Consider the following 21,938-nt stretch of genomic DNA (forward strand, 5'->3'; position numbering starts at 1 on the left):
TAATTTTTTAAAATTATATTTGATTTAGTTAAAAGGAAGTTTATATGCGTATTTTGAAACAACCATGTGGAATGTATGAAACAAATTGTTATATTATAGATCATAATAACAAGCAAATTATCATCGATCCAGGAGAAAATGCTTATAAGTTTATCAAAGAAAATACAAGCAAACCTTTAGCTATTTTAAATACCCATGGTCATTATGATCATGTTTATGATAATGCTAAAGTTAAAATGGCTTATGAAATTCCAATTTTTATCCATAAAGATGATGCTTTTATGCTAAAAGATCCTTTTAATTATGGTTTTGAGCATTCAAGTGCTGATGTATTGATAGAAAATGAAAATGAATTTAGTATAGATGAGTTTAAGTTTAAATTTCATCATTTCCCAGGGCATACTCCAGGGTGTTGTATGATAGAACTTGTGGGCGAAGATGTGCTTTTTAGTGGGGATTTTTTATTTTATCGTAGTATTGGTAGGTGGGATTTTCCTTACTCAGATGCAACTAAGATGAAAGAGAGTTTGCTTAAAGTTTTAGCTTATGAAAAAGATTTTAAGCTTTTTCCAGGGCATGGAGAAGAAAGTTCTTTAAGAGAAGAGCAAAGTGCAATTCCTGCTTGGTTAAGGTATTTTCATTAATGGATAAGGTTTTATATTTTTTAAGTTTTTTACTGATTTTAAGTGCGATTTTGAGTTTTTTTAAACCCAAAGAAACAAAAAAGAAATTTTTTCACAAATGTCCATGTTTTAGAGCAGTAGAAAATGGTTTAATGAGTAGAATTTGCATTTATGCAGGAAGTTTTGGTTTTATGTATTCTGTGCTTTATATTGGTTTTGGAGTGTATGATAAAAAGCTTTTTATGATTTTGCTTTTATCTTTTGCGATATGGTATTTTGCTTGGGTTTTAAAAAAAGAATAGCTAGAATTAGCTATTCTTAAAAATTATTTTGTATTAATATATAAAGGTTCAAAAGGACCATAACGATGTTGCTCTATACTAAATTTATCATGTTTAGCATAAGGTTTTACATCCATATCTGCAGGTTTTACATCACGATCTGGAAAGTCTTTATTTCTATTCTTTTTAATAGGTCTTGGTTGAGAATTAATATAAGCTGCCACATCATAAGCTTGTTCTAGAGTTAAGGTTGCATCATCTTTTGGCATATTTGCTTTGATATAACTTGCAGCTTTGATAAGTCTATACATGCCAGCACCTGTGTTGTAACTATCATTTCCCCATAAAGCAGGATATATGTAATAACTCATACTAGGATCATTACTTTTTACCCCCTCTCCATTTTCTCCATGGCAGGCTACGCACTTATTTTGATAAATTTCTTTACCTTTTTTAGGATCTGCTGCTCTTTTTAAAAAGGATATTTTAGGTAATCCTTGTCCTTGTGTTTTTGCTCCTACTTCTATACCTTGAGAAATATAATGCATATAAGCAAGTATGGCTTTCATTTGAGGAGAGTTGTTTGGAAGCCTTTTGCCATTCATGGATCTTTCCATACAGCCATTAATTCTATCTTCTAGAGTGATTATTTTATCCGCTCTTGCATTATATTGTGGAAAGCGTGCATAAATTCCTACAAAACCTGATTGATTTTTTATAGTTCCAGCATTAGCATGACAGCTTGAGCAAGAAAGATTATTGCCTGCATAACGATTTTTAGGATTTTTTGCTTGAGGTCCTATATAGTTTGTGGTGTAATTTAAAATTTTATTACCCAAAATGACTGCTTGAGTATAAGGTGAATTTGGAAGTTTATCTTCAATGATAATGCCATTTTCTATAGTATTTGGGACTTTCCATTGCGCACTTTGTAAATGGATACCTGTTTGCTTTTTTGCTTGAAGTTTTGCTTGATCAATGGCAAAAGCAGAACTCATTAAAAAAGATAAAGATAAGACAGAATATACAATTTTTTTCATTTTACCTCCTTGAACTTGTCTTATTTTCATCTTATAACTTGAAATTTAAAAAAATATTAAATGTTTTTAATGTAAAAGTATCTTTAAATACTACTATGCCGTTTTTAAAGATAAAAATGATATTATTAATATTTTTTAGAATATGTAATTAATGTTACCTTTTTATACATTTTATCAAAGGAAATTATCAATGAGAAAAAGCATAGCAGAATGGGAAAAACAGGAACTACTTTTACTTTCATTACCCCATAAAAATAGCGATTGGAGTCCTTATTTAGAAGAAATTATGCAAAGCTATGAGGAATTTATTAAAGCTGTGGCAAATTTTCAAAAAGTTTTACTTATTGCTCCAAGTGAAAAAGATTTTCAAAGATTTAAACATATAAAAAATGTAGATTTTTTTAAGTGTGATACTAATGATACTTGGATTAGAGATTTTGGTGCAATTGATGCGCGTGAAGATGATAAAATTATAGGGCTTGATTTTACTTTTAATGCTTGGGGTGATAAATTTCAAAGCACTTTAGATAATGCGGTAAATTCAAAACTTTTTGCACAAAAATTATCTGGAAAATTAGAAAAAATTGATCTTATTTTAGAAGGTGGGAGTATTGATTTTAACGGGCAAGGAGTAATGCTTACAACGAGTGCTTGTTTGTTAAATGAAAATAGAAATTCACATTTTAATAAAGAGCAAATTGAAGCTAAGTTAAAAGAAATTTTTGGCTTAAAACAAATTATATGGTTAAATCATGGTTATATAAAAGGCGATGATACTGATCATCATATAGATACTCTAGCAAGATTTATAAATGAAAAAACCATTGCTTATTGTGTGTGTAAAGATGAAAATGATGAGCATTATAAACCTTTAAAGGCTATGGAAGAGGAAGTTAAAAAAACAGGATTTGATTTATTAGAGCTTCCTTTACCTAAGCCTTTATATTTTGAAGGTAAAAGACTTGGTGCTACTTATGCAAATTTTGTTTTTGTTAATGGTGGTTTGATAGTGCCAACTTATAATGATGAAAATGATGCTTTGGTATTAGAAAATTTACAAAAAGCATGCAAAGATAGAAAAGTAGTAGGGGTTGATGCAAGGGTGTTTTTAAGACAAAATGGTTCTTTGCATTGCTCTTGTCAAAACCGCTATGAAGGTCAAAGATGAATTTACAAAAAAGCGCAACTATCATTGCAAGTGTATGTGCTATTTTTTTAGCTATTATAAAATTTGCAGTAGGATTAGCTTCAGGTTCTGTTGCAGTACTTTCTAGCGCGATTGATTCTTTGCTTGATTGTGTGATTTCGGGTTTAAATTTTTTAGCTTTGAAAAAAAGCTCTCAAGGCTCTAGCAAGGAATATAATTTTGGCCTTAGTAAAATTGAAGCATTAATGGGGCTTTTTGAAGGTCTTGTTATTAGTGGGATTGGGGTTTATATTTTTTATGAGAGTGTTTTGAAAATTCACAATCAAGAAAGTGTAGAAAAACTTGATCTTGGAATTTTTGTCATGGCTTTTGCTATGGCTGTGACTTTGTGTTTGGTGGTTTTTTTAAATTATGTTGCTAAAAAAACAAAAAGCTTGATTATAAAAGCTGATAGCTTACACTATAAAATAGACTTTTTGACTAATGCTTTAACGCTTTTAGCACTTGTGATTATAGCTTTTACAAATTATCATTTTATTGATGGATTATTTGGCATAGCTATAAGTTTATATACGATTTTTTCAGCTTTTAAAATCATTAAGGAAAGTTCTAAAATTTTATTAGATGTAGCTATTGATAAAGAACAAGTTGAAGTGATTAAACAAATCATAAGTGCAAATAAAGAAGTCAAAAGTTTTCATCATTTAAAAACTAGAAAAAGTCCTGATATGCTTTATGTTAGTGTGCATTTAGTTTTTGAACCTACAATATCACTTTTAAAAGCTCATGAGATTGGTGATGAGATTGAAGATAGCATAAGAGAACATTTTAAAGATGATTTTTGGAATATCCATATACATTTAGATCCTTATGATGATTCAGAAGAAGAAAGGAGTAAAAATGAAATTAGCGCTCATTCAGCAAGAATTTAAACAAAATAAAGAAAAAACTATAGAAAAAACATGCGAACTTATTAAACAAGCAGCAAAAGAAAAGGCTGAGCTTGTGTGTTTGCAAGAGCTTCATCAAACGCAGTATTTTTGTCAAAGTGAAAATACAAACTTTTTTGATTTGGCAAATGACTATGAAGAGGATGTTAAATTTTGGTCTAATGTAGCTAGGGAAAATAAAGTTGTTTTGGTAACTTCTTTATTTGAAAAAAGAAGTGCAGGGCTTTATCATAATACTAGTGTGGTATTTGAAAAAGATGGCTCCATAGCAGGCAAATACCGCAAAATGCATATTCCTGATGATCCTTGTTTTTATGAAAAATTTTATTTTACTCCAGGTGATTTGGGTTTTGAGCCTATACAAACAAGTGTTGGAAAGCTTGGGGTTTTAATATGCTGGGATCAATGGTATCCTGAAGCTGCTAGGTTAATGGCTTTAAAGGGAGCTCAAATTTTGATTTATCCTACTGCTATAGGTTGGTTTGATAAGGATGAAAAAGAAGAAAAACAAAGACAGCTTGAAGCTTGGATAGGCGTGCAAAGAGGTCATGCTATAGCTAATGGTTTACCTGTAGTAGCTATTAATAGAGTGGGTTTTGAAAAAGATGAAAGCGGTGTGGAAGAAGGTATAAGATTTTGGGGGAATTCTTTTGTTTTTGGAGCTCAAGGTGAAGAGCTTTTTAGGGCTGATGATAAACAAGAGCTTTGTAAAATCGTTGAAATTGATATGCAAAGATGTGAAAATGTGCGTAGATGGTGGCCATTTTTACGCGATAGACGCATAGAATATTTTCATGAATTAAATAAAAGATTTATCGACTAAAAGGAGAAAAATGAAAAAAGTTTTAGTGCCTTTGGCAAAAGGTTTTGAAGAAGCTGAGTTTATAGGTATAGCTGATGTTTTAAAAAGAGCAGGAGAGGCTAGTGGAAATTTAGAAGTTATTATTGCTTCACTAGATGATGAGCTTTTAGTGCAAGGAGCTAATGGAATTAGCATAAGGGCTGATGTGAGTTTGGCTAGTGTTGATCAAGAAAATTTAGATGCAATCGCTTTGGCAGGTGGATTTGAAGGTATGATGAATTTAAAAAACAATTCTCTTATCATAAAAATCATACAAGATTTACATGCTAAGAAAAAAATCGTAGCTGCTATTTGTGCTTCACCTATGGTATTGGCAAAAGCAGGGGTGATTAACGGGGAGTTTTCTTGCTATCCTGGTTGTGAAGCGGGTGTTGAAGGTATAAGAGTAAATAAAGCAGTTGTAGTAAATGAAAATATCATCACAGCAGCTGGGCCTGCTACGGCTATTTTATTTGGTTTAGAGCTTGCTAAACATTTATGTTCAGAAGAAATTTATCAAAAACTTTATGAAGGTATGCTTATTCCTTTAACAAAATAAACCCTCGCTAATGAGGGTTTAGCTTATATTTGTTTCATAAGCTTGGTAATTTCACCCTCATGAGGAAATCTATCTACTTCACAATTAAACAAGTCTTTTTTAGAGTAAATGATTTTACCATCTACTTCTACTATAAAATGACCACCACCTTTTTCTATGGTAGAAATTTGCGCATCTTTGAATTCATTTTGTATTTCTTCTGCAACCCTTGCAGCTTGTGGTTTGTAATTTCAAAGATTACAATAATAAATTTTTACTTCCATTTTTTACTCCTTTTTTGAAAGTAAGCTATTATACATTTTTTATGCTTGTAAGTTTTAAATTTAAGGTTTTTTTTTATAATAATAAAAAAATACAAGGAAAAATATGAGCCAATTTACACATTTGCATTTACATACAGAATATTCTTTACTTGATGGAGCAAATAAACTCAAAGAGCTAGCTAAAACGCTAAAAGCACAAGGTGCAACAAGTGTTGCTATGACTGATCATGGAAATATGTTTGGTGCTATTGATTTTTATAAAACAATGAGAGCTGAAGGAATTAAGCCTATTATAGGGCTTGAAGCATATTTACATAATCACGATGATTTAAGTGATAAAAGCTCAAGACAGCGTTTCCATCTTTGTTTATTTGCTAAAAATGAAATTGGTTATAAAAATTTGATGTATTTGAGCTCGCAAAGTTATATACATGGCTTGTATTATTACCCAAGGATTAATAAAAAGCTTTTAGAGGCTCATAGTGAGGGTTTGATTTGCTCTTCTGCGTGTTTGCAAGGTGAGATTAATTGGCATTTAAATACCAAGAATGAAAGAAATATAAAATTTGGCGCAAAGGGTTATGAGGGTGCAAAAGAAGCAGCTTTATGGTATAAAAAGGTTTTTGGAGATGATTTTTACCTTGAAATTATGCGTCATGGTATTGATGATCAAAAATTTATCGATGATTCTATCATCAAACTTGCTAAAGATCTTGATATAAAAATTATTGCAACTAATGATACGCATTACACTTTTAAAGAAAGAGCAGCTGCTCATGAAGTATTTATGTGTATAGCCATGGGGGTTAAGCTTGATGATCCAGGGCGTTTAAGACATGAGGTGCATGAGTTTTATGTAAAAACACCAGAGCAAATGAGCGAACTTTTTGCTGATATTCCTGAAGCCATTGAAAATACTCAAGAAATAGCTAATAAATGCAATTTAGAATTAAAACTAGGCGATCCAACCCCACCAAATTTTAAATTTACCCGTGAATATGCAAAAAAATATAGTTTAAATCTAGCACAAGAAGATCAAGAATTTAGCTTTGATAATGATGATATAGTTTTTGAGTATCTTTGTAAAAAAGGCTTAGAAGAAAGACTTCAATTTATCGATGAGAGTAAGCACCAAGAGTATAAAGATAGGCTTGATTTAGAAATTAGTATTATTAAAAATATGAAATTTTCAGGTTATATGTTAATCGTTCATGATTTTATCGCCGCAGCTAAGGAAAAAGATATACCAGTTGGCCCAGGGCGTGGGAGTGCAGCGGGAAGTTTGGTTTCGTATTGTTTGAAAATTACAGATTTAGATCCTATACCTTATAATCTTCTTTTTGAAAGATTTTTAAATCCTGAGCGTGTATCAATGCCTGATATTGATGTGGATTTTTGTCAAGATAGAAGAGGAGAAGTGATTGATTATGTGATCGATAAATATGGAGCTGAAAAGGTTGCACAAGTCATTACCTTTGGTAAGCTTTTAGCAAAGGGAGTAATCCGTGATGTAGCCAGGGTTTGTGATATGAGCATACCTGATGCGGATGCTTTGGCAAAATTAGTTCCTGAAGAGCTAAAAATTACTTTAGAAAAAGCCTATGAGCAAGAACCAAAAATAGCTGAATTTGTAAATTCTCATCCAAAAGGGCGTCAAGTTTGGGATTTTGCTAAAGCACTAGAGGGTTTAAATAGAAACGCAGGTATGCACGCGGCCGGAGTTGTGATATCTAATGAAGCTTTGTGGAATAAAGCTCCGCTTTTTAGACAAAGCAAAAATGATGAGCGTCATTTGGTAACGCAGTATTCTAAAGAATATCTTGAAGATGTGGATTTAATCAAATTTGACTTTTTGGGTTTAAAAACCCTTACAGTAATTGATAATGCCATAAAACTAGTTAAAAAGCGTTATGGTAAAGATGTAATTTGGGAAAAGATTGATATGAATGATCCTAAGGTTTATAAAACTATACAAAGTGGTAATACCTTGGGTATTTTCCAAATAGAATCAGGCGGTATGCAAAGTTTGAATGCTAGGTTAAAGCCTGAAAGATTTGAAGATTTAATCGCGGTTTTAGCTTTATATAGACCAGGACCACTTGATAGTGGGATGGTGGATGATTTTATCGATATTAAACATGGTAGAAAGGCTGCTACTTATGCATTTGATGATTTAAAGCCTATACTTGAAAATACTTATGGGGTTATAGTTTATCAAGAGCAGGTTATGCAAATAGTGCAAAAAATTGGTGGTTTTTCTTTGGGTGGAGCTGATAATGTGCGTCGTGCTATGGGTAAGAAAAAAAGAGAAATTTTGGACAATCTTAAAGCAGAGTATTTAGAAGGAGCTAAAAAACAAGGCTATGATGAGAAAAAGGCTGATGATTTGTTTGAGCTTATTTTGAAATTTGCTGAATATGGTTTTAATAAATCTCACTCGGCTGCCTATGCACTTATAACCTTTCAAACAGCGTATTTAAAAACTTATTATCCAAGTGAGTTTATGGCTGCACTTTTAACAAGTGAAGAAAGCAATGTAGATAAGGTCGCAAAATACATTGAAGAGATGAAAAGAATGAATATCAAGCTTTTGCCGCCAAATATCAATAAAGCTCAAAGAGAATTTAGTGCAACTAAGCTTGAAGATGGTTCTGAAGCTATTATTTATGGGCTTGGAGCGATTAAGAGTGTGGGAATTCCTGCGATAGAAAATATCATGACTATTCGCAAGGAAGAGGGTTTTAGTGATTTTGATGATTTTATAAGCTCTATTGATCCTACTAAGATTAATAAAAAAACTATAGAAAATTTAGCTAAATCAGGTGCTTTTGATGAGTTTGGCTATACTAGAAAATGTTTGGTGGATAATCTTGAGCTTATTTCAGAAACAAGTAGAAAAATAGCTGAAGTTAAAAGAAATTCTACTGCTTCTCTTTTTGGAGAAGAAGAAATAGCCGCAGATATCAAAGTAGGGCTTCATGATAGCAAAGTAGAATTTGAGTTAATGGAAAAACTAGGCTATGAAAAAGAAATCTTAGGAATTTATGTATCAGGTCATCCTTTAGATAAATTTGCAAGTCAAATAGAAGGTATAGATTATTTTAAAAGTATGGATTTTGAAACACTCAAAGGCGAGGGTGAGCTTTTGGTTGTAGGAAAGATTGAAGATTTTAAATCAATGATGAGTAAAAGTGGTAAAAGATATGCTAAGGCTGTGGTTTTAGACTTTTATTCTTCTTTTGATATGATTATTTTTGAAACTCAAGTAGAAAAAGTTGAAACACTTTTTAAAGAAAGCAAAGATGAAGCCTTTGCCTTTTTACTAAGATATAAAAACAATGACAATGACTTAAGCTTTAGTTTAAATGAAATTTATACACTAGAAGAAGCAAAAGAAAATGAGCTAAAATCTTTTAGTAAGAAAAAAAGCTTTGTAAAAAAAGAAAACAAAGAAGAATTTACACAAGATCCTATGAAATTTGAAGAAAATATCATAGAACTTGACATTAATAAGCTTAGTAAAGATATGGTGTATGAAATTTATGATCTAGCTAATACAAGACATAACCCAAAAGATGCTAATAACAAAAAGCTTGTGCTAAAAGTGCTTGATATGGGTAGTTGCTTGCTTTATCATACAAATTTTGTTCTCTCGCAAGAAGCTATGGATGTGATAGCTCAAAAATGTAAAGGTTAAATATCAGTTTAAGCTATGATTATCATAGCTTAAACTGATAATATATTGGAAATTTTTTCTATTAGCTCTTTTTCTCTTTTTTTAAGAGATTTTACATTCCACTCAGTATAATTATGTATTATATCTTGAGTTATCGTATAGCAAGTTTTAACCTTATCTTTGTTTGTATAAATTTCTTTTTTTCTAGCAAAATCATAATTTAACGCTTGAACATTTTTTCTCATAGATATTAATGTTAAATTTGCTAACGCATTAGTCCAATATTCTCTTTCATTTTCTGTAAATATTTTATCCCAATTATATTCTTTATATTTTATAGGCAATACATGTTCTATTTGTATATTTGCATCTAAAGGTATAAAACTATGATGATTATTATCTGTGGCAAAATATTCAAGCATTAGCAAGATAGGTTTATCCCACTTTTTACCATATACATAATAATATTCTAAGTTTTCCATATAATTTTCTTCCGTGTTGTTATTTTTTATATTTTCTAATATCTCATTTTTTATTTCTTGAATATTGGCTTTTTCTTTTACTAATTTTAAAATTCTAAAACTTGTTTGTTTTATTGTAGCAACTGTATTTCCAGCAACCCAATTTTTATAATAATAAGATAATAGTAATTTTTTAAGCTCATTAAAATATTTATAATTATTAAATAAAGCTGTTGTTAATATACTAGTCCAATATATTTCATGTCTTAAATATTTTAATAAATAAATATACTTATCTTCCATTTTTAATAAATCTATATATGAATTTGAAAAATTTTGTATATCATTGATTATTTCTAATGAATTTTTATTATTTTTTTTAAAATTATCTAATAATTCTTTATCTAATCTAGTTTTAGGATTTGAAGTTATAGTGTAATATAAATATACATTTAATAAAGAAAATAACTCTAAACCATTATTTTCAACATTATCATTTATGGAATTCCAAGTAGCTTTAAATATTTTTCTATCTTCATCATCTAAATTATACATCAATGATGATTTTAAAATATCAACAGGACTTAGTGGCATACCTCTATCATTTAAAACATTAAATATTTTAATAGCACTATCTTGAGATGGACAAATTATAACTGTTAATACTACTTTTTCATATATCCAAACTATAAAATCATTTATATTTATTTCTTTATATTCATTTAATTTATTTTGTAAAAGATTTTTAAAATAATAAGCATTTATAATATATTTATTATTTTTTAAATTATTTTCCATTTCTTTAATATTTTTAAATTCTTTAAAGTTTATACCTTGTAAAACATTTTGTTCAAAACTGTTTTGATTATATTCATTTGTTAGAAATCTTAACTTTCTTTTTGCTTCTTCATATCTATCTTGAATGGATTTTAATATAAAATCTTTTGCTTTATCATTTATTTGTTCCCAATATAAAGCTTTGAAAACACAAGATAAAATTATAAAAGTGGTCATTCTTTGTTGTCCATCTATAATATCAAATCTTTGGTCTTTTTCATTATTTACTAAAACTAAAGAACCACAAAAATAATTCTCATCTTTGTTATTAATATATGCATTAAACAAATCGTCAATTAAATCCGATAGATTTTCTTTATCCCAAGAATATGGTCTTTGATAATCTGGTATTTGATAGAATTTTCTATTATCAGCCAATATATCCTCTAAACTGCTTATGTTAGCTTTTATTTCCATTTTTACTCCTTTTAAAAAATTTATTCATTATATCTAAAATTTAATTTTTATTTGCTTAAAATAAAATTCCTGTTATTATTACTACTAATATAAGGATTATATCAAATAAATTATTTTTTATATAAGCGTAAATTCTTTTCATAAAAATCCCATGTTGATTTTTTCATCATCTGATTTGAGTTTTGATTCTTTTTCTAATTTTTCTAAAAACTCATCGGCGTTTTTGATTTTAAAAATTTTATTTTGTCTAAGAATTAGCGTAAAATCACCCAAACAAATGTTTTGAAGTCTTAAGAGCCTTTTTGAAATTTGTTTTTTATCAAAGCTTAAATTTAATTCTTTAGCAAAAAATTCAAAAGCCTTTAAAAGCTTTTCTTGTTTTAGTGCCTGAAATTCTATCTTTAGATCAAATCTTCTTATGCTAGCTTTATCAAGGTTTTGTAGGTAATTTGTAGAAGCTATGAAAATACCCTCAAAATTTTCCATTTGCATAAGCATTTCATTGACTAAGCTTTTTTCCCAGCTTTTATTTGCTTCATCTCTACTATAAATTAACGCATCGATTTCATCAAGTTGTAAGATAGCATTATCATTTGAAGCTTTTTTGAAAATGTTTGCGATATTTTTTTCGTTATTGCCCACAAAAGGATCTAAAATATCACTAAGTTTATAAGAATGTAAAGTTTTGTTTAAAACATTAGCTAGTTCTTTGCCAAACTCGCTTTTTCCACTACCTGCTATGTCATAGCTTAAAATTCTCAAACTTGAATTTTTATCGATATTGTTTATTAGTTCTTGTAAATTTAAATCACATTCTATCAAGCTTAAATCGTATTTTTTGTCTTTTTTTGGCATTGAAATGCCCTGAAGTGATCTTGCTTTTAAATTTTCATTGATCAATCTTACAAATACTTCTTGGCTTTTGCTTTTAAAGATCTTAGCATTGTTTGCACATTTTAAAATAACCCCTTGAGAAAGTTCAGGATGAGAAGCTATATTTTCTATAATGGCTTCATCTATTTTTATATTTTTTTATTAAATAGCTTTTTTATATTTTGAATTTTCTTTTCTTTAGGCATACTTTTAAGCTCTAAAATCACATCAAAACGCCTCAAATACGCTTCATCCATGTCTTTAGAATTTGATAAAAATACACAAATGCCATTTTCTTCATCTAAGATTTTATTGATTTTTAATTTCTCTTTTAAAGAATCATAGCAAAGGCTATCTTCACACTCATCAAAGACTATCATTTGTTTTTTTGGATTGAGTATTTTTTTAAGTGCATAAAAATTTGAAATTCTGCTTGATTTTTTTACATCTTCGCAATCTTTAACGCACAATGCTTCTTTTCCAAGCTCTTTAGCTATGAGTGCGCCAAGCTCGTTTTTGCCTACGCCTGCTTTTCCATATATAAAAATATTCCCCTTTTGGCGTTTTTTTAAAAAAGTAGGCTATGTTTTTATTAAGTATTGAAATTTAAGCTTTATTTTGCTAAAATATCTACATTAAAAATAGCACAATAAAGGCGGTAAAATGGCAACTTCTAACGCAGAACTTGAAATCGTAAAACAGCTTTTTAGCACTCTAAGCGATGATGATAAAAAATCATTTCTAAAATCTATCAAAAACAAAGAAAAATCAGAGCAAAATTTAATACTCTCAAAAGAGATAAAAGCGTGTCCGCATTGCAAATCTACTAATTTTGTGAAAAATGGAAAAAAAGATGGTAAACAAAGATTTATGTGTATGGATTGTCATAAGACATTTACTGTTACAAATAACTCAATCTTTTTTAAAACCCAAAAAGACCTTGAAATTTGGCAAAAATATATCCATTGTATGATTGAAAAATACTCACTTAGAAAAACCGCTGAAATTTGTGGCATTGCACTATCTACTGCGTTTTTTTGGCGACATAAAATCTTAGACACATTGCAAAAAATGCAAGATGAAGTAAAACTTAATGGCATAGTAGAAGCAGATGAAACATTTATGCCTATCTCATATAAAGGTCATCACAAGGATTTTAACTTTCCACGCTTAGCAAAGAAAAGAGGAACTGCAAACACTAAGCGTGGCTTATCAAAAGAACTTGTTTGCATACCTTGCGTAGTAAATTTAAATGGCAAATCAATAGCAAAAATATCTAATCTGGGTAAGCCAAATATTGCTAGTTTATCCAAAGTAATACAAGGCAAAGTTGAGAAAGAAAGCGTATTTGTAACTGATAGCCTACGTTCATATTTAAAACTATCAAATGAAATGAGCCTAAACCATATCCGCATACCACGAAACAAACATAGTAACGGCTCGTTTAATATTCAAGTCGTAAATAACTACCATAGCAGACTTAAATCAATGCTTGTGTATAATTTTAAAGGCGTGGCTACTAAGTATCTAAATAATTATCTTGTCTATCACAACTTTGTAAATTTTGCAAAAGAGAGTAGAAAAGATAAAGAACAAATTTTGCTAAACCATATACTAAACACAAATTGCATAAGCCAAAGCATAAGCGTAGCAAATAGACCTGCCGTGCCGTTATTGGTAGCGTAAGCTGTAAAAAATTTAAAAAAGGAATAAAATTGTCATATAAAAAATATTTAAACAATGTTACATTGGGTGATTGCTGTGAGCTAATGAAAAATATTCCTAATAATTATATTTCAGGCTGCATAACTGACCCACCATATAATTATGAATTTTTTGGTAGAAATTGGGATAATGTAGAAATAAAACGCAGAAAAAATAAAGCAAATAACAATAAAAATATATTGGTAAAAAATATACCTTATGGCAGTGGGTTAGCAGGAGGAGTTAAAAATGAAAGATGGTATAAAAAAAATAGGGATAATATTTTAGAATATCAATCTTGGGTGGAGCATTGGGGGAAAGAGTTATATAGAATTTTAAAGCCTGGTGCGTTTATAATGGTATTTAATAGCAATAGGAGTGTGGCACATATTCAAATAGCACTTGAAAACGTGGGTTTTTATACCAAAGATATGTTTATATGGATAAGAAATAGTGGTATTCCAAAAGGCTTAAATGCTTATGAAAAAATGAAAAAAGATGGATATGAATTGGCAGAAAATTGGAAAGGCTGGCATAGTGCAACAAGAAACAATTACGAGGCAGTATCTGTCTTGCAAAAACCAATAGAAAACAATTATGTAAACAATGTAAAGAAATACGGAGTAGGACTTTTAAAAACAGAAGGCTATATAAATCATAATGGCTTTCTATCAAATATATTTGAAGGCTATCAAAGAGATAAAAAAGATGATTTCAATAAGCATATAACGGTTAAACCAATAAAACTTATAGAAAAATTAGCAGAGATGATTGTTCCAAAACAAACAAATAATATTATAATTGACCCTTTTATGGGAAGTGGGACAACAGCATTAGCTTGTAAAAATTTAGGTATTCCATATATTGGTTTTGAATTAAATGAAGAGTATATTAAAATAGCAAATATGCGATTATCTTAAAAAATCATATTTGGCTTTTAAACAAGCCAAATATTGAACTATATCTATTCCACTATAGTTTATGATAAAATTAAAAGCATCTTTGTCAGAGATAATTTCCCAACCGCCGTTTATAGCAGCAGTAATAGCCGCTAGTAGGTTATCGTTTCTTAAAATCAGGAAAACTGGATTATATTCCATTTCTTTTAACATTTTTCCATATAATTTAAATTTTTTCAGCGTTCCACTATCGCCTGAACCAATTCGATATTTAGCATCAATTGCCAAATTACCTATGAAATAATCTACAGGGTGGTCTGTTCCAAAATCAACACTTTCTGGTGGCTTAAATAGATTATTGGAAGTAAAAAGCTCTTTGGTTATTAATTCCCAAACTCTTCCAAGCTCTCTATTCCAATATTGCATATTTTGCATTTTTGTTTCATAAGTTATATTAAAAAAATCCATTAAAATATCTGAGTCAGAAACAATTGTGTCAAATTTCTTTGATTTAAAATTACTTTTATATTGCGACAAAATATCAATAACATTACGTTCTATTTGCTTTATAACTATATTCATCATTTTAGTAACTCCGACAAATCAGCTCCTAGAGCTTTTGCAATTTTATAAGCATTTATTAGGGTAATATTTTTCTCACATCTTTCTATACTGCCAATATAAGTTCTATGCAGACTAGATAATTCTGCTAACTTTTCCTGAGTAATATTTAGTGCTTGTCGTCTTTTGCGAACATTTTTTGCAAATATGTTTAAAATGGAAATCATAATTTATATTTTATAAATAAGTAACAAAATAAATCAACACTCTATTAATAGCATTTTTTAGAAATCAATACACTATAAAAACAGAGCCAAAAAGTAATGATAGTATTTAATTCCTCTTGTATATAGTCAAAATCACTCAAATTTAGTCTAGTTTTAGGTAAAAAATACGAAAACTCACCCATAAGTGTAGTTTTGCTAATATCTTGAGTGAAAATGCTTTCAAAATTATTTATATCTATACCAAAGGCATCGCTATCATAATAACACAAGGTATCTAGTTTAAAAAGCATAGAATCATCACTTAAAGCTTTATTGACATCTTTTGAAGTGTGGTTGAAAATTTTTTCTATGATCTTTTTGCCCAAAGCAGTGCTATAGCCTTGGTGTAAAGCAAATCTACCTTTATTTGCATAGTAAAAAAACACAAACACATCACATTCTGCTTGAGTAAAATTTAAGTATTTTTTAAGATAACTTAGATTTTTCTTTAAAAAGCTAGAATAGATAAATTTGGAGTATTGTTTGTAGATAAAACTAGGGATTTTACTATCTTTTTCTAGTATATCTTCAAATTCGATGTAAAAATCTTTTTTGATTTGTTTGCTATTTGAGAGCATTTGTGCGTGTAGTGAGATGACTTTTACATTATGTGAGTAATAATCAAAATCCGCAATGTGAGTAAGAGTAGAAGTATTTGTTTGCATTATAAACCTTTAAACTAAGATATATAATGTAATTATAAACAAAATAACTAGACTTTAGTTGTCTAGTTATGAAAAATTATTAATATCATCACTATGTGTGTATCTATCATAAGCTAGTCTTGGTAAAAAGACTATGTGTTTTAAATTTAGGCTTTGTTTAAAAGTATGGATAATGCTTTCCTTGCTAAGTGTTGGATTTTGGCTAAAAATTTTCTCACACATAAAGGCAACATCATGTTTTCTTATGAAATTACCTCCATCAAGGATTAAATTTAAGTGATTTTTTAGAGGTTTTATAGTGGTTTTTAAATGCGGATAATTTCTAAGATAATCAGGATTATAAATATAGCTTGTCGCCGTATTTTCATACACTAAAGGCATGAAATCTCTTAACCATATATCATTACTTGGAATTTCTTTAAAAGTGATGTTAAATTTAGTAAAATTTCGCACAAGATTTTGATAAATTCTTTTATGTTTTGATGATAAAAGTGTAGAAATGGCTATCATTCATCGCTCTTTTGCATGCTTAAAACTAACAACTCATCATCATAAATAATGTCATATTGTAAGATATCTCCCCAAAGCTTTAATTTGCCTTGTGAATTTTCATAATGCTTTATAGCAAGTTCTTTGAGCTTTTGCATGATTTGCGTTTTATCAAGATAGGGCATATCATTGCTAATAGGAAATTTAAGCATGCGTAAATGAGATAAAAACATCAAAGTATGCAAAGGCTCGCTTTTGCGTTTAAAATTTGTTTTTATGATGGCTTTTGCTTCTTGTAATTTTATGTGTTTATCTTTTAATAAAATACTTTGTTCTAAAATTGAATTTAAAATTTCTTTATCTAAGATAAAATCAAATTTTTGTATAAATTCTAAAGAGGAATTTACCATATCATAATATCCTTTTAAAAGCCATTCTTGTATGCTTTCGCATTCTAAAAACAAAGTTTTTGTTTTGGTAAATTTTTCTACATTGTTATAACCAAATTTCTTTGCAAGTAAAGTCTCATCGGTGTGAGTTAGGATGTGTTTCATGGTTTGAAGCATTTTTATCCTTTTTAAATGATTTGAAAAATCATATCTAAAAAAAGAAGACAATGGTAGTCTATATTTTTGTAGTATAATTGTGAAAATTATTTTAAAGGCATTGTGAATGAAAAATTTTATTGAAGAATTATTAAGGGTTAATGATAAATTTGAAGAAAATACCAAAAAAGGCATGAGTGATATAAATATTTTTGAAGCTTTGGGAGTTGAGTATAAAGAAAATTATCATTCTAAATTTATAGCTTATTTGATCGATCCGCATGGTGATCATTATCAAGAGTTTTTTGCAAATGAGTTTCTAAAAAAGCTTGGAAGATATACAAAGGCTGGTAAATTTAAAAATCTTACAGCTCATGACATAGAAAGAGTAGAAACAGAAGCTTGTGTAAAAGATAATAGAAGGATTGATATACTTATAAGTTTAAAAGATAAAAGATATATCATCATAGAAAATAAACTTTATGCAAAAGATCAGCCAAATCAACTCAAAGACTACATAAAATACATAAGAGAAAAAGGTAAAAACATAGATGATTTTCATGAAAATATACTTACTATTTATTTGCATAAAAATGAAGAAGCCGAGCCTAGTAAGTATAGCTTAGGCACAAGAAATGGATTTAAAATAAATAATGATCTTATATATGATGGCTATGATAAAAAAATGAGTTTTTATCTAAAAATGGATTATAAATGGATAAAAGAGTGGATTAATGCTTGTATAGGTGTGTGTGAGAATAAAGTTAAAAACAATGAAATTGATAAAAAATTTAAAAATGATATGCAAAATGTGATTTTTACTTTAAATCAATATAAAAACATTTTAGAATGGTATGTAACAGATGAATATGTAGCTAGGGATTATGTATTAAATTTTCTAAAAGAAAGTAAAGAAAATTTAAAAAATACTAAGGCTTTGTATAGATATACTAAAAATAAAAGTGATTTTAAAGATGTGGATAATGATAAATATAAAAAAGCAAAAGAAATAGTAAGAGAGAAATGGGATGAAATTTGTGAAGAATTAGTAAATGATTTTTTTAATGAGCTTGAAAAAGAATTTGAAAAAGAACGAACTATATGTGATGAAAAATGGTTTGGATATAAGCTTGATGAGAAAAGAGTTAATTACGATTGGTTTGATTTTTATCCAAAAATTTATGAAGATGATAATGATGTGTGGCCTAGTGTGGGTGTTTTTTTTGGAAAAGGTGATTATGATAATTTTGGATTGACTTTTAAAATTAATTGTAATGAAGAGGATGAAAAATATAAGGAATTCTTTCAAAACTCAAATATAAGAAATGATAATATCCGCAGAAGTGGTGATCATTATTACTATGATGAATTTAAGATTTTTAACTTTAAAGAAAAATATGCTTTTGTGCATTGGCTAATAAATAATCATGGCAATTGGATGGTAGAATTTTCTAAAATTTTAAGAGAATTCTTGGATAAAAATACCATAAAAGATGTTTTAAAAAAGATAAACAATGAATTAAAACCAAACAAATAAGCAATTATTTACTTATTTGATCAAGGTATTCTCTAATTACTTCTTTGACTTTATTTGCTATAAAATCAGGTTCTAAAACCTTTATATAAGGTATGTAATAATACACCAAAGGTAAAATTTCCATTTCATGAGTTATCTCAAGCTCTATTTCTATGGAGCCATCTTTGTCTTTACCAGTGATGATTTGCGAATTTAGAGGTTTTCTTTCAAAGTATTTTCGTATCGGTTCTTCTACTAAAAGCCTTACTGTAAAAGGTTTATCAAGGCTAAACCATATAGAATTTACTCTTTGAAGTTTTACTTCTAAACTCTCATCGGTTTGAAAATGTTCTTGGGTTAGGGTGATGTTTTGGATATTTTTTAAATAAAATTTTTTGAAAATATCACGTTTTTTCATATCAAAAACAAGTAAATACCAAAAGCCACTAAAAAAAGCTAGTTTTAAAGGTTTTACTTGGAAAAGTTTATTTTCATATTTAAAGACAATTTGTGTTTTAGTGTTAATAGCTTGTTCAAGAATTTGAAAATTGCTTAAATCTTTTTCTTCTAGCTTTTCTGCATCTAGGCTAGTATGGATGGGGTTAGAGATATTTTGAGAAAGTTTAGAAAGTAGGGGATGAGCCTTAGCATAAAAGCTATTTCCAGCACTTTTTGCCATGGTATCAAGCACTTCAAGGATTATTTTTTCATCATCTTGCTTGCTTGTATCGATACGCCATTTTCTTCCATTTTTAATAAGCCCCATAGGCTCAAAAACCCCTTGCATGTCTCTTTTTATGGTTTTAGCGCTTACATTGAGTTCTTGGGCTAGTTCTTTTATGGTTATGCCATTTTCAGACTTTACTAATTTTTCATATAAAACTTCAAGGCGTGTTAGTTTGGAATTTGCAATGTATTTTTTAAGATCTTTCATGATTTTTCTCTAAATTTTTTCAAAATATTAACAACAATTGCTTTATAAACAAATAAAGTCTAGTTTATAAACGCTGCAAGACTTATAGTTTGGAAATGAAAGTTTATTTAGAAAACAATGCTTGAGAGTAAAAGATGATAAATATATAATTATTAGAATACAAAAGGTTGTTTTTACTAGGTTTAATTAAGAGTGATGAAAGTATAGGTCAAAGCAGACAAGCTTGTAAAGAATTATATGACTTGTTATATCAGCAAGATTTATCAAATATAAAATTAGAAATCACAAATAAATTTTAAAAAGGAGATAAAAGTTTAAGTAGGCCAAAGGTGGTATTCTAGCTCCCCTTTTTAAAGGGGAAATCAAAGCTAATAAGCCTTGACTATAATTATACAAAGTAGTATAATTATTACTAGAATTTTATGGTTCAATTTAATCACCACCTAACTGAGTGTTGATTAACACCAAAGGCGGCCACCTTTGGTGTTCCACCCTTTGAAATTATACTCAAATCTTACTTAAACTTATAAAATAAGAAATGATAAATCTTTTATTTAACAATACAAAGCTTTATATTGCTTTAGCATTAATGCTTATGCTTAATGTATTTTTATATTTGAAACTAGATAGCACAAGTGCAAAATTAGAAAAAAGTCAAAGTGATTTAAATTTAGCTTTGGGTGTAAACAATGAACTCACAAGGATTACTCAGGAGCTTAAAATAAGACACGAGCAAGAGCTAAAAGCACTCTTTCATGCAAATACTCAAAAAAATCAAATCAAAGTAAGGGTTGATGATGTTAAAAACTATATATCCAAAAGCAATGAAACTAATACCACTAAGCTTTTTAATGCTATGCTTGATAGGCTGTGGGAGCAAAACACAAGTATTAACCAAAATACAAATTCAAAAAGTGCAAATACCAAATGAGCTTTTAGAATTTGATAGAGCGCATAAACCTATAGTGCAAGATGAAAAAGATATATTAAAAGCTTATAGTGAGCTTTTTTACCACTATAAGCAATGTGAGATCAATATAGAAAAAATCAAGGAGTTGAATCAGTGATTTTATCTGCTAATTTTTTGAGTTTCACAATATACTACTTTCTTTTGGATTTCTAGTATATGTTGTGACAACATATCGTTTATTGAAATTACCATTCCAAAAGCTTAGATAATCTAGTGATAGATTCTAACAATGATGGTTTTAATGATACTTGTAATTCTTCAATACCACCTGCAAACAATTGCGTTAAAAGTAGGAAAGTATGTCCATTTAATGAAGAAAGAGAATGTGTTTTAACAGATAATAAGTATCAATGTTCTCCGTTTCCTTGCATAGAAGGTGCTAGCGATATTGAAGATGATGATGCTCAAGTTGGTATTAATGATGAAAATAATAATGGTTGGGAATATGATGGTTCTTGTGGAGGACAAATTTTTATCTTTAATAAAAAAGATAATAGATGTCGCTCTAAAGACAAATTTTTTGGCTTAACTGGTGGTGGTTGCTGTGATAAAGATAAAGTATTTATAGGGCTTGTACCTTGTAAAGAAGATGAAAAAAAGCTAGCAAAACTCAATAAGCAAAATAGATTTGTAGAAGTTGGTGAATATTGCTCTAAAAAAATTAAATTCATAGCTTGTATTCAGCATAAAAAAACACATTGTTGTTTTAATTCAAAATTAGCAAGAATATTTAATGAACAAGGACGTCCACAAATTAAAAGAGGTTGGGGTTCTCCAAAAAGTCCTGATTGTAGAGGATTTACTCCAGAAGAATTTCAAAAGTTAGATTTTAGTGAAATAGATTTAAGTGAATTTATTGCTGATATTGTTGGAAATATTGATGTAGATAAAATACAAGCTGATTTTATAAAAATACAAGAAAAGATTGAAAGCAATCTTGAGAATTTAACAAGAAAACCTACTAATTAAAAAGAAAATAAAATTATAGAAAGGAGATAGAGTTTAGTTAAAAGTTTGTTTGGTAAAAGCCAAAGGGATTGTTCTAAACCCTGCAAAAGCAGGGGATACTCAATAAGCCTTGACATAGCAAAGCATTAAGAGTATAATTATTAGAACAATGTTGAGCATTTAACTCACCTCCCTTCTGGGCGGTAAATTGAATGTCAAAGGTGGCACCCTTTGGCATTCCACCCTTAATATAATTATACCAAACAAACTCTTTAACTTCTTTAATACAATTGATGAAAAGATTTTACATTTTATTCCTTAGTGCTTTAATTTTTGCACCTTCTTTATTATTTGGTGCTACAAATATAGATGATAATCATATTATCTTTACTTGGGGCTATGGTGAAGTAGCAAATGATATTTTACAAGTTATAAAAGATGTTATATCTTTGCTTCAATTAACTAATAAAAGT

The 21,938-nt window shown here is 28.9% G+C and carries 24 protein-coding genes and 1 pseudogene; 14 read left to right on the forward strand and 11 right to left on the reverse strand.

Going from position 1 to position 21,938, the window contains the following annotated elements:
- Positions 1-44: 44 nt before the first annotated feature.
- Positions 45-644 carry an MBL fold metallo-hydrolase gene (locus L8X97_RS02660; protein ID WP_263660924.1) on the forward strand — a complete coding sequence of 200 codons (600 nt, stop codon included), beginning with the start codon at positions 45-47 and terminating at the stop codon, positions 642-644.
- Positions 644-925: a hypothetical protein gene (locus tag L8X97_RS02665; RefSeq protein ID WP_133318838.1), complete on the forward strand. Its 282-nt coding sequence runs from the start codon at positions 644-646 to the stop codon at positions 923-925. Before L8X97_RS02660 ends, L8X97_RS02665 begins: the two co-directional genes overlap by 1 nt.
- A 23-nt stretch (positions 926-948) precedes the next feature.
- On the opposite strand, the gene L8X97_RS02670 is transcribed toward L8X97_RS02665, so the two are convergent.
- Positions 949-1,944 carry a c-type cytochrome gene (locus L8X97_RS02670; RefSeq protein WP_263662552.1) on the reverse strand — a complete coding sequence of 332 codons (996 nt, stop codon included), beginning with the start codon at positions 1,942-1,944 and terminating at the stop codon, positions 949-951.
- A 190-nt stretch (positions 1,945-2,134) separates the two neighbouring features.
- On the opposite strand from L8X97_RS02670, the gene L8X97_RS02675 reads away from it, so the two are divergent.
- Genes L8X97_RS02675 through L8X97_RS02690 form a run of 4 tightly spaced genes read left to right on the forward strand, consistent with a single transcriptional unit; the run spans position 2,135 to position 5,441 of the window.
- On the forward strand, positions 2,135-3,112 hold the full coding sequence (locus L8X97_RS02675) for an agmatine deiminase family protein (protein WP_263662553.1): 978 nt from the start codon (positions 2,135-2,137) through the stop codon (positions 3,110-3,112).
- Complete coding sequence (locus tag L8X97_RS02680; RefSeq protein ID WP_012661604.1) at positions 3,109-4,023, forward strand: cation diffusion facilitator family transporter; 915 nt, start codon at positions 3,109-3,111, stop codon at positions 4,021-4,023. Before L8X97_RS02675 ends, L8X97_RS02680 begins: the two co-directional genes overlap by 4 nt.
- Positions 3,992-4,864: an N-carbamoylputrescine amidohydrolase gene (locus L8X97_RS02685; protein WP_087699946.1), complete on the forward strand. Its 873-nt coding sequence runs from the start codon at positions 3,992-3,994 to the stop codon at positions 4,862-4,864. Before L8X97_RS02680 ends, L8X97_RS02685 begins: the two co-directional genes overlap by 32 nt.
- A gap of 10 nt (positions 4,865-4,874) precedes the next feature.
- Positions 4,875-5,441 carry a DJ-1 family glyoxalase III gene (locus L8X97_RS02690; protein ID WP_263662554.1) on the forward strand — a complete coding sequence of 189 codons (567 nt, stop codon included), beginning with the start codon at positions 4,875-4,877 and terminating at the stop codon, positions 5,439-5,441.
- Between the two features lie 23 nt (positions 5,442-5,464).
- Here L8X97_RS02690 and L8X97_RS02695 read toward each other — a convergent pair whose 3' ends face one another.
- A complete protein-coding gene (locus L8X97_RS02695) occupies positions 5,465-5,704 on the reverse strand; it encodes a SelT/SelW/SelH family (seleno)protein (protein ID WP_257906301.1) in 240 nt (79 codons plus the stop codon).
- Between the two features lie 103 nt (positions 5,705-5,807).
- Here L8X97_RS02695 and dnaE point away from each other — a divergent pair, with 103 nt between their 5' ends.
- The gene (dnaE, locus tag L8X97_RS02700) at positions 5,808-9,401 is read left to right on the forward strand and encodes a DNA polymerase III subunit alpha (protein WP_263662555.1); all 3,594 of its coding nucleotides are present in this window, start codon (positions 5,808-5,810) and stop codon (positions 9,399-9,401) included.
- Positions 9,402-9,430: 29 nt separating this feature from the next.
- On the opposite strand, the gene L8X97_RS02705 is transcribed toward dnaE, so the two are convergent.
- From L8X97_RS02705 to L8X97_RS02715, 3 genes are all read right to left on the reverse strand, one after another.
- Positions 9,431-11,095 (reverse strand): DUF262 domain-containing protein, encoded by a 1,665-nt coding sequence (locus L8X97_RS02705; RefSeq protein WP_263659129.1) that lies wholly within the window; start codon positions 11,093-11,095, stop codon positions 9,431-9,433.
- 138 nt (positions 11,096-11,233) lie between these two features.
- The gene (locus L8X97_RS02710) at positions 11,234-11,950 is read right to left on the reverse strand and encodes an ATP-binding protein (protein WP_263662556.1); all 717 of its coding nucleotides are present in this window, start codon (positions 11,948-11,950) and stop codon (positions 11,234-11,236) included.
- 167 nt (positions 11,951-12,117) lie between these two features.
- Entirely contained in the window at positions 12,118-12,438 is a 321-nt protein-coding gene (locus L8X97_RS02715; RefSeq protein ID WP_263662557.1) for a hypothetical protein, read from the reverse strand.
- A 193-nt stretch (positions 12,439-12,631) separates the two neighbouring features.
- Here L8X97_RS02715 and L8X97_RS02720 point away from each other — a divergent pair, with 193 nt between their 5' ends.
- Together L8X97_RS02720 and L8X97_RS02725 are read left to right on the forward strand one after the other, a co-directional pair.
- Positions 12,632-13,654 (forward strand): IS1595-like element ISCaje5 family transposase, encoded by a 1,023-nt coding sequence (locus tag L8X97_RS02720; RefSeq protein ID WP_032591053.1) that lies wholly within the window; start codon positions 12,632-12,634, stop codon positions 13,652-13,654.
- Positions 13,655-13,683: 29 nt separating this feature from the next.
- Positions 13,684-14,592: a DNA-methyltransferase gene (locus L8X97_RS02725; protein ID WP_002819561.1), complete on the forward strand. Its 909-nt coding sequence runs from the start codon at positions 13,684-13,686 to the stop codon at positions 14,590-14,592.
- Here the strand turns inward: L8X97_RS02725 and L8X97_RS02730 are convergent.
- The 5 genes from L8X97_RS02730 to L8X97_RS02750 all read right to left on the reverse strand — a co-directional run bounded on the left by L8X97_RS02730 (position 14,584) and on the right by L8X97_RS02750 (position 17,118).
- Complete coding sequence (locus L8X97_RS02730) at positions 14,584-15,156, reverse strand: hypothetical protein (RefSeq protein ID WP_263662558.1); 573 nt, start codon at positions 15,154-15,156, stop codon at positions 14,584-14,586. The genes L8X97_RS02725 and L8X97_RS02730 overlap by 9 nt on opposite strands.
- Positions 15,153-15,359, reverse strand: a complete 207-nt coding sequence (locus tag L8X97_RS02735; RefSeq protein ID WP_002819558.1) for a helix-turn-helix domain-containing protein — start codon at positions 15,357-15,359, stop codon at positions 15,153-15,155. The genes L8X97_RS02730 and L8X97_RS02735 overlap by 4 nt, the downstream gene beginning before the upstream one ends.
- A 44-nt stretch (positions 15,360-15,403) precedes the next feature.
- Positions 15,404-16,063 carry a hypothetical protein gene (locus tag L8X97_RS02740; protein WP_263662559.1) on the reverse strand — a complete coding sequence of 220 codons (660 nt, stop codon included), beginning with the start codon at positions 16,061-16,063 and terminating at the stop codon, positions 15,404-15,406.
- 66 nt (positions 16,064-16,129) lie between these two features.
- Entirely contained in the window at positions 16,130-16,573 is a 444-nt protein-coding gene (locus tag L8X97_RS02745; RefSeq protein WP_263662560.1) for an agmatine deiminase family protein, read from the reverse strand.
- Entirely contained in the window at positions 16,570-17,118 is a 549-nt protein-coding gene (locus L8X97_RS02750; protein WP_263662561.1) for a hypothetical protein, read from the reverse strand. Before L8X97_RS02750 ends, L8X97_RS02745 begins: the two co-directional genes overlap by 4 nt.
- A 106-nt stretch (positions 17,119-17,224) precedes the next feature.
- Between L8X97_RS02750 and L8X97_RS02755 the strand changes: the two genes are divergently transcribed.
- On the forward strand, positions 17,225-18,634 hold the full coding sequence (locus L8X97_RS02755) for a PD-(D/E)XK nuclease family protein (protein WP_263662562.1): 1,410 nt from the start codon (positions 17,225-17,227) through the stop codon (positions 18,632-18,634).
- Positions 18,635-18,638: 4 nt separating this feature from the next.
- On the opposite strand, the gene L8X97_RS02760 is transcribed toward L8X97_RS02755, so the two are convergent.
- The gene (locus L8X97_RS02760) at positions 18,639-19,547 is read right to left on the reverse strand and encodes a helix-turn-helix transcriptional regulator (protein WP_263662563.1); all 909 of its coding nucleotides are present in this window, start codon (positions 19,545-19,547) and stop codon (positions 18,639-18,641) included.
- Positions 19,548-20,085: 538 nt separating this feature from the next.
- On the opposite strand from L8X97_RS02760, the gene L8X97_RS02765 reads away from it, so the two are divergent.
- The 4 genes and pseudogenes from L8X97_RS02765 to L8X97_RS02780 form a co-directional block, all read left to right on the forward strand.
- The gene (locus tag L8X97_RS02765) at positions 20,086-20,478 is read left to right on the forward strand and encodes a hypothetical protein (RefSeq protein ID WP_263662564.1); all 393 of its coding nucleotides are present in this window, start codon (positions 20,086-20,088) and stop codon (positions 20,476-20,478) included.
- Entirely contained in the window at positions 20,462-20,614 is a 153-nt protein-coding gene (locus L8X97_RS02770) for a hypothetical protein (protein WP_250325339.1), read from the forward strand. The genes L8X97_RS02765 and L8X97_RS02770 overlap by 17 nt, the downstream gene beginning before the upstream one ends.
- 116 nt (positions 20,615-20,730) lie before the next feature.
- Positions 20,731-21,486 carry a conjugal transfer protein TraN gene (traN, locus tag L8X97_RS02775; protein ID WP_263662565.1) on the forward strand — a complete coding sequence of 252 codons (756 nt, stop codon included), beginning with the start codon at positions 20,731-20,733 and terminating at the stop codon, positions 21,484-21,486.
- 272 nt (positions 21,487-21,758) lie between these two features.
- A pseudogene (locus L8X97_RS02780) lies at positions 21,759-21,938 on the forward strand (hypothetical protein); the annotation flags it as partial.

The organism is Campylobacter sp. CNRCH_2013_0671h (assembly GCF_025773055.1).
Lineage (GTDB): Bacteria > Campylobacterota > Campylobacteria > Campylobacterales > Campylobacteraceae > Campylobacter_D > Campylobacter_D lari_D.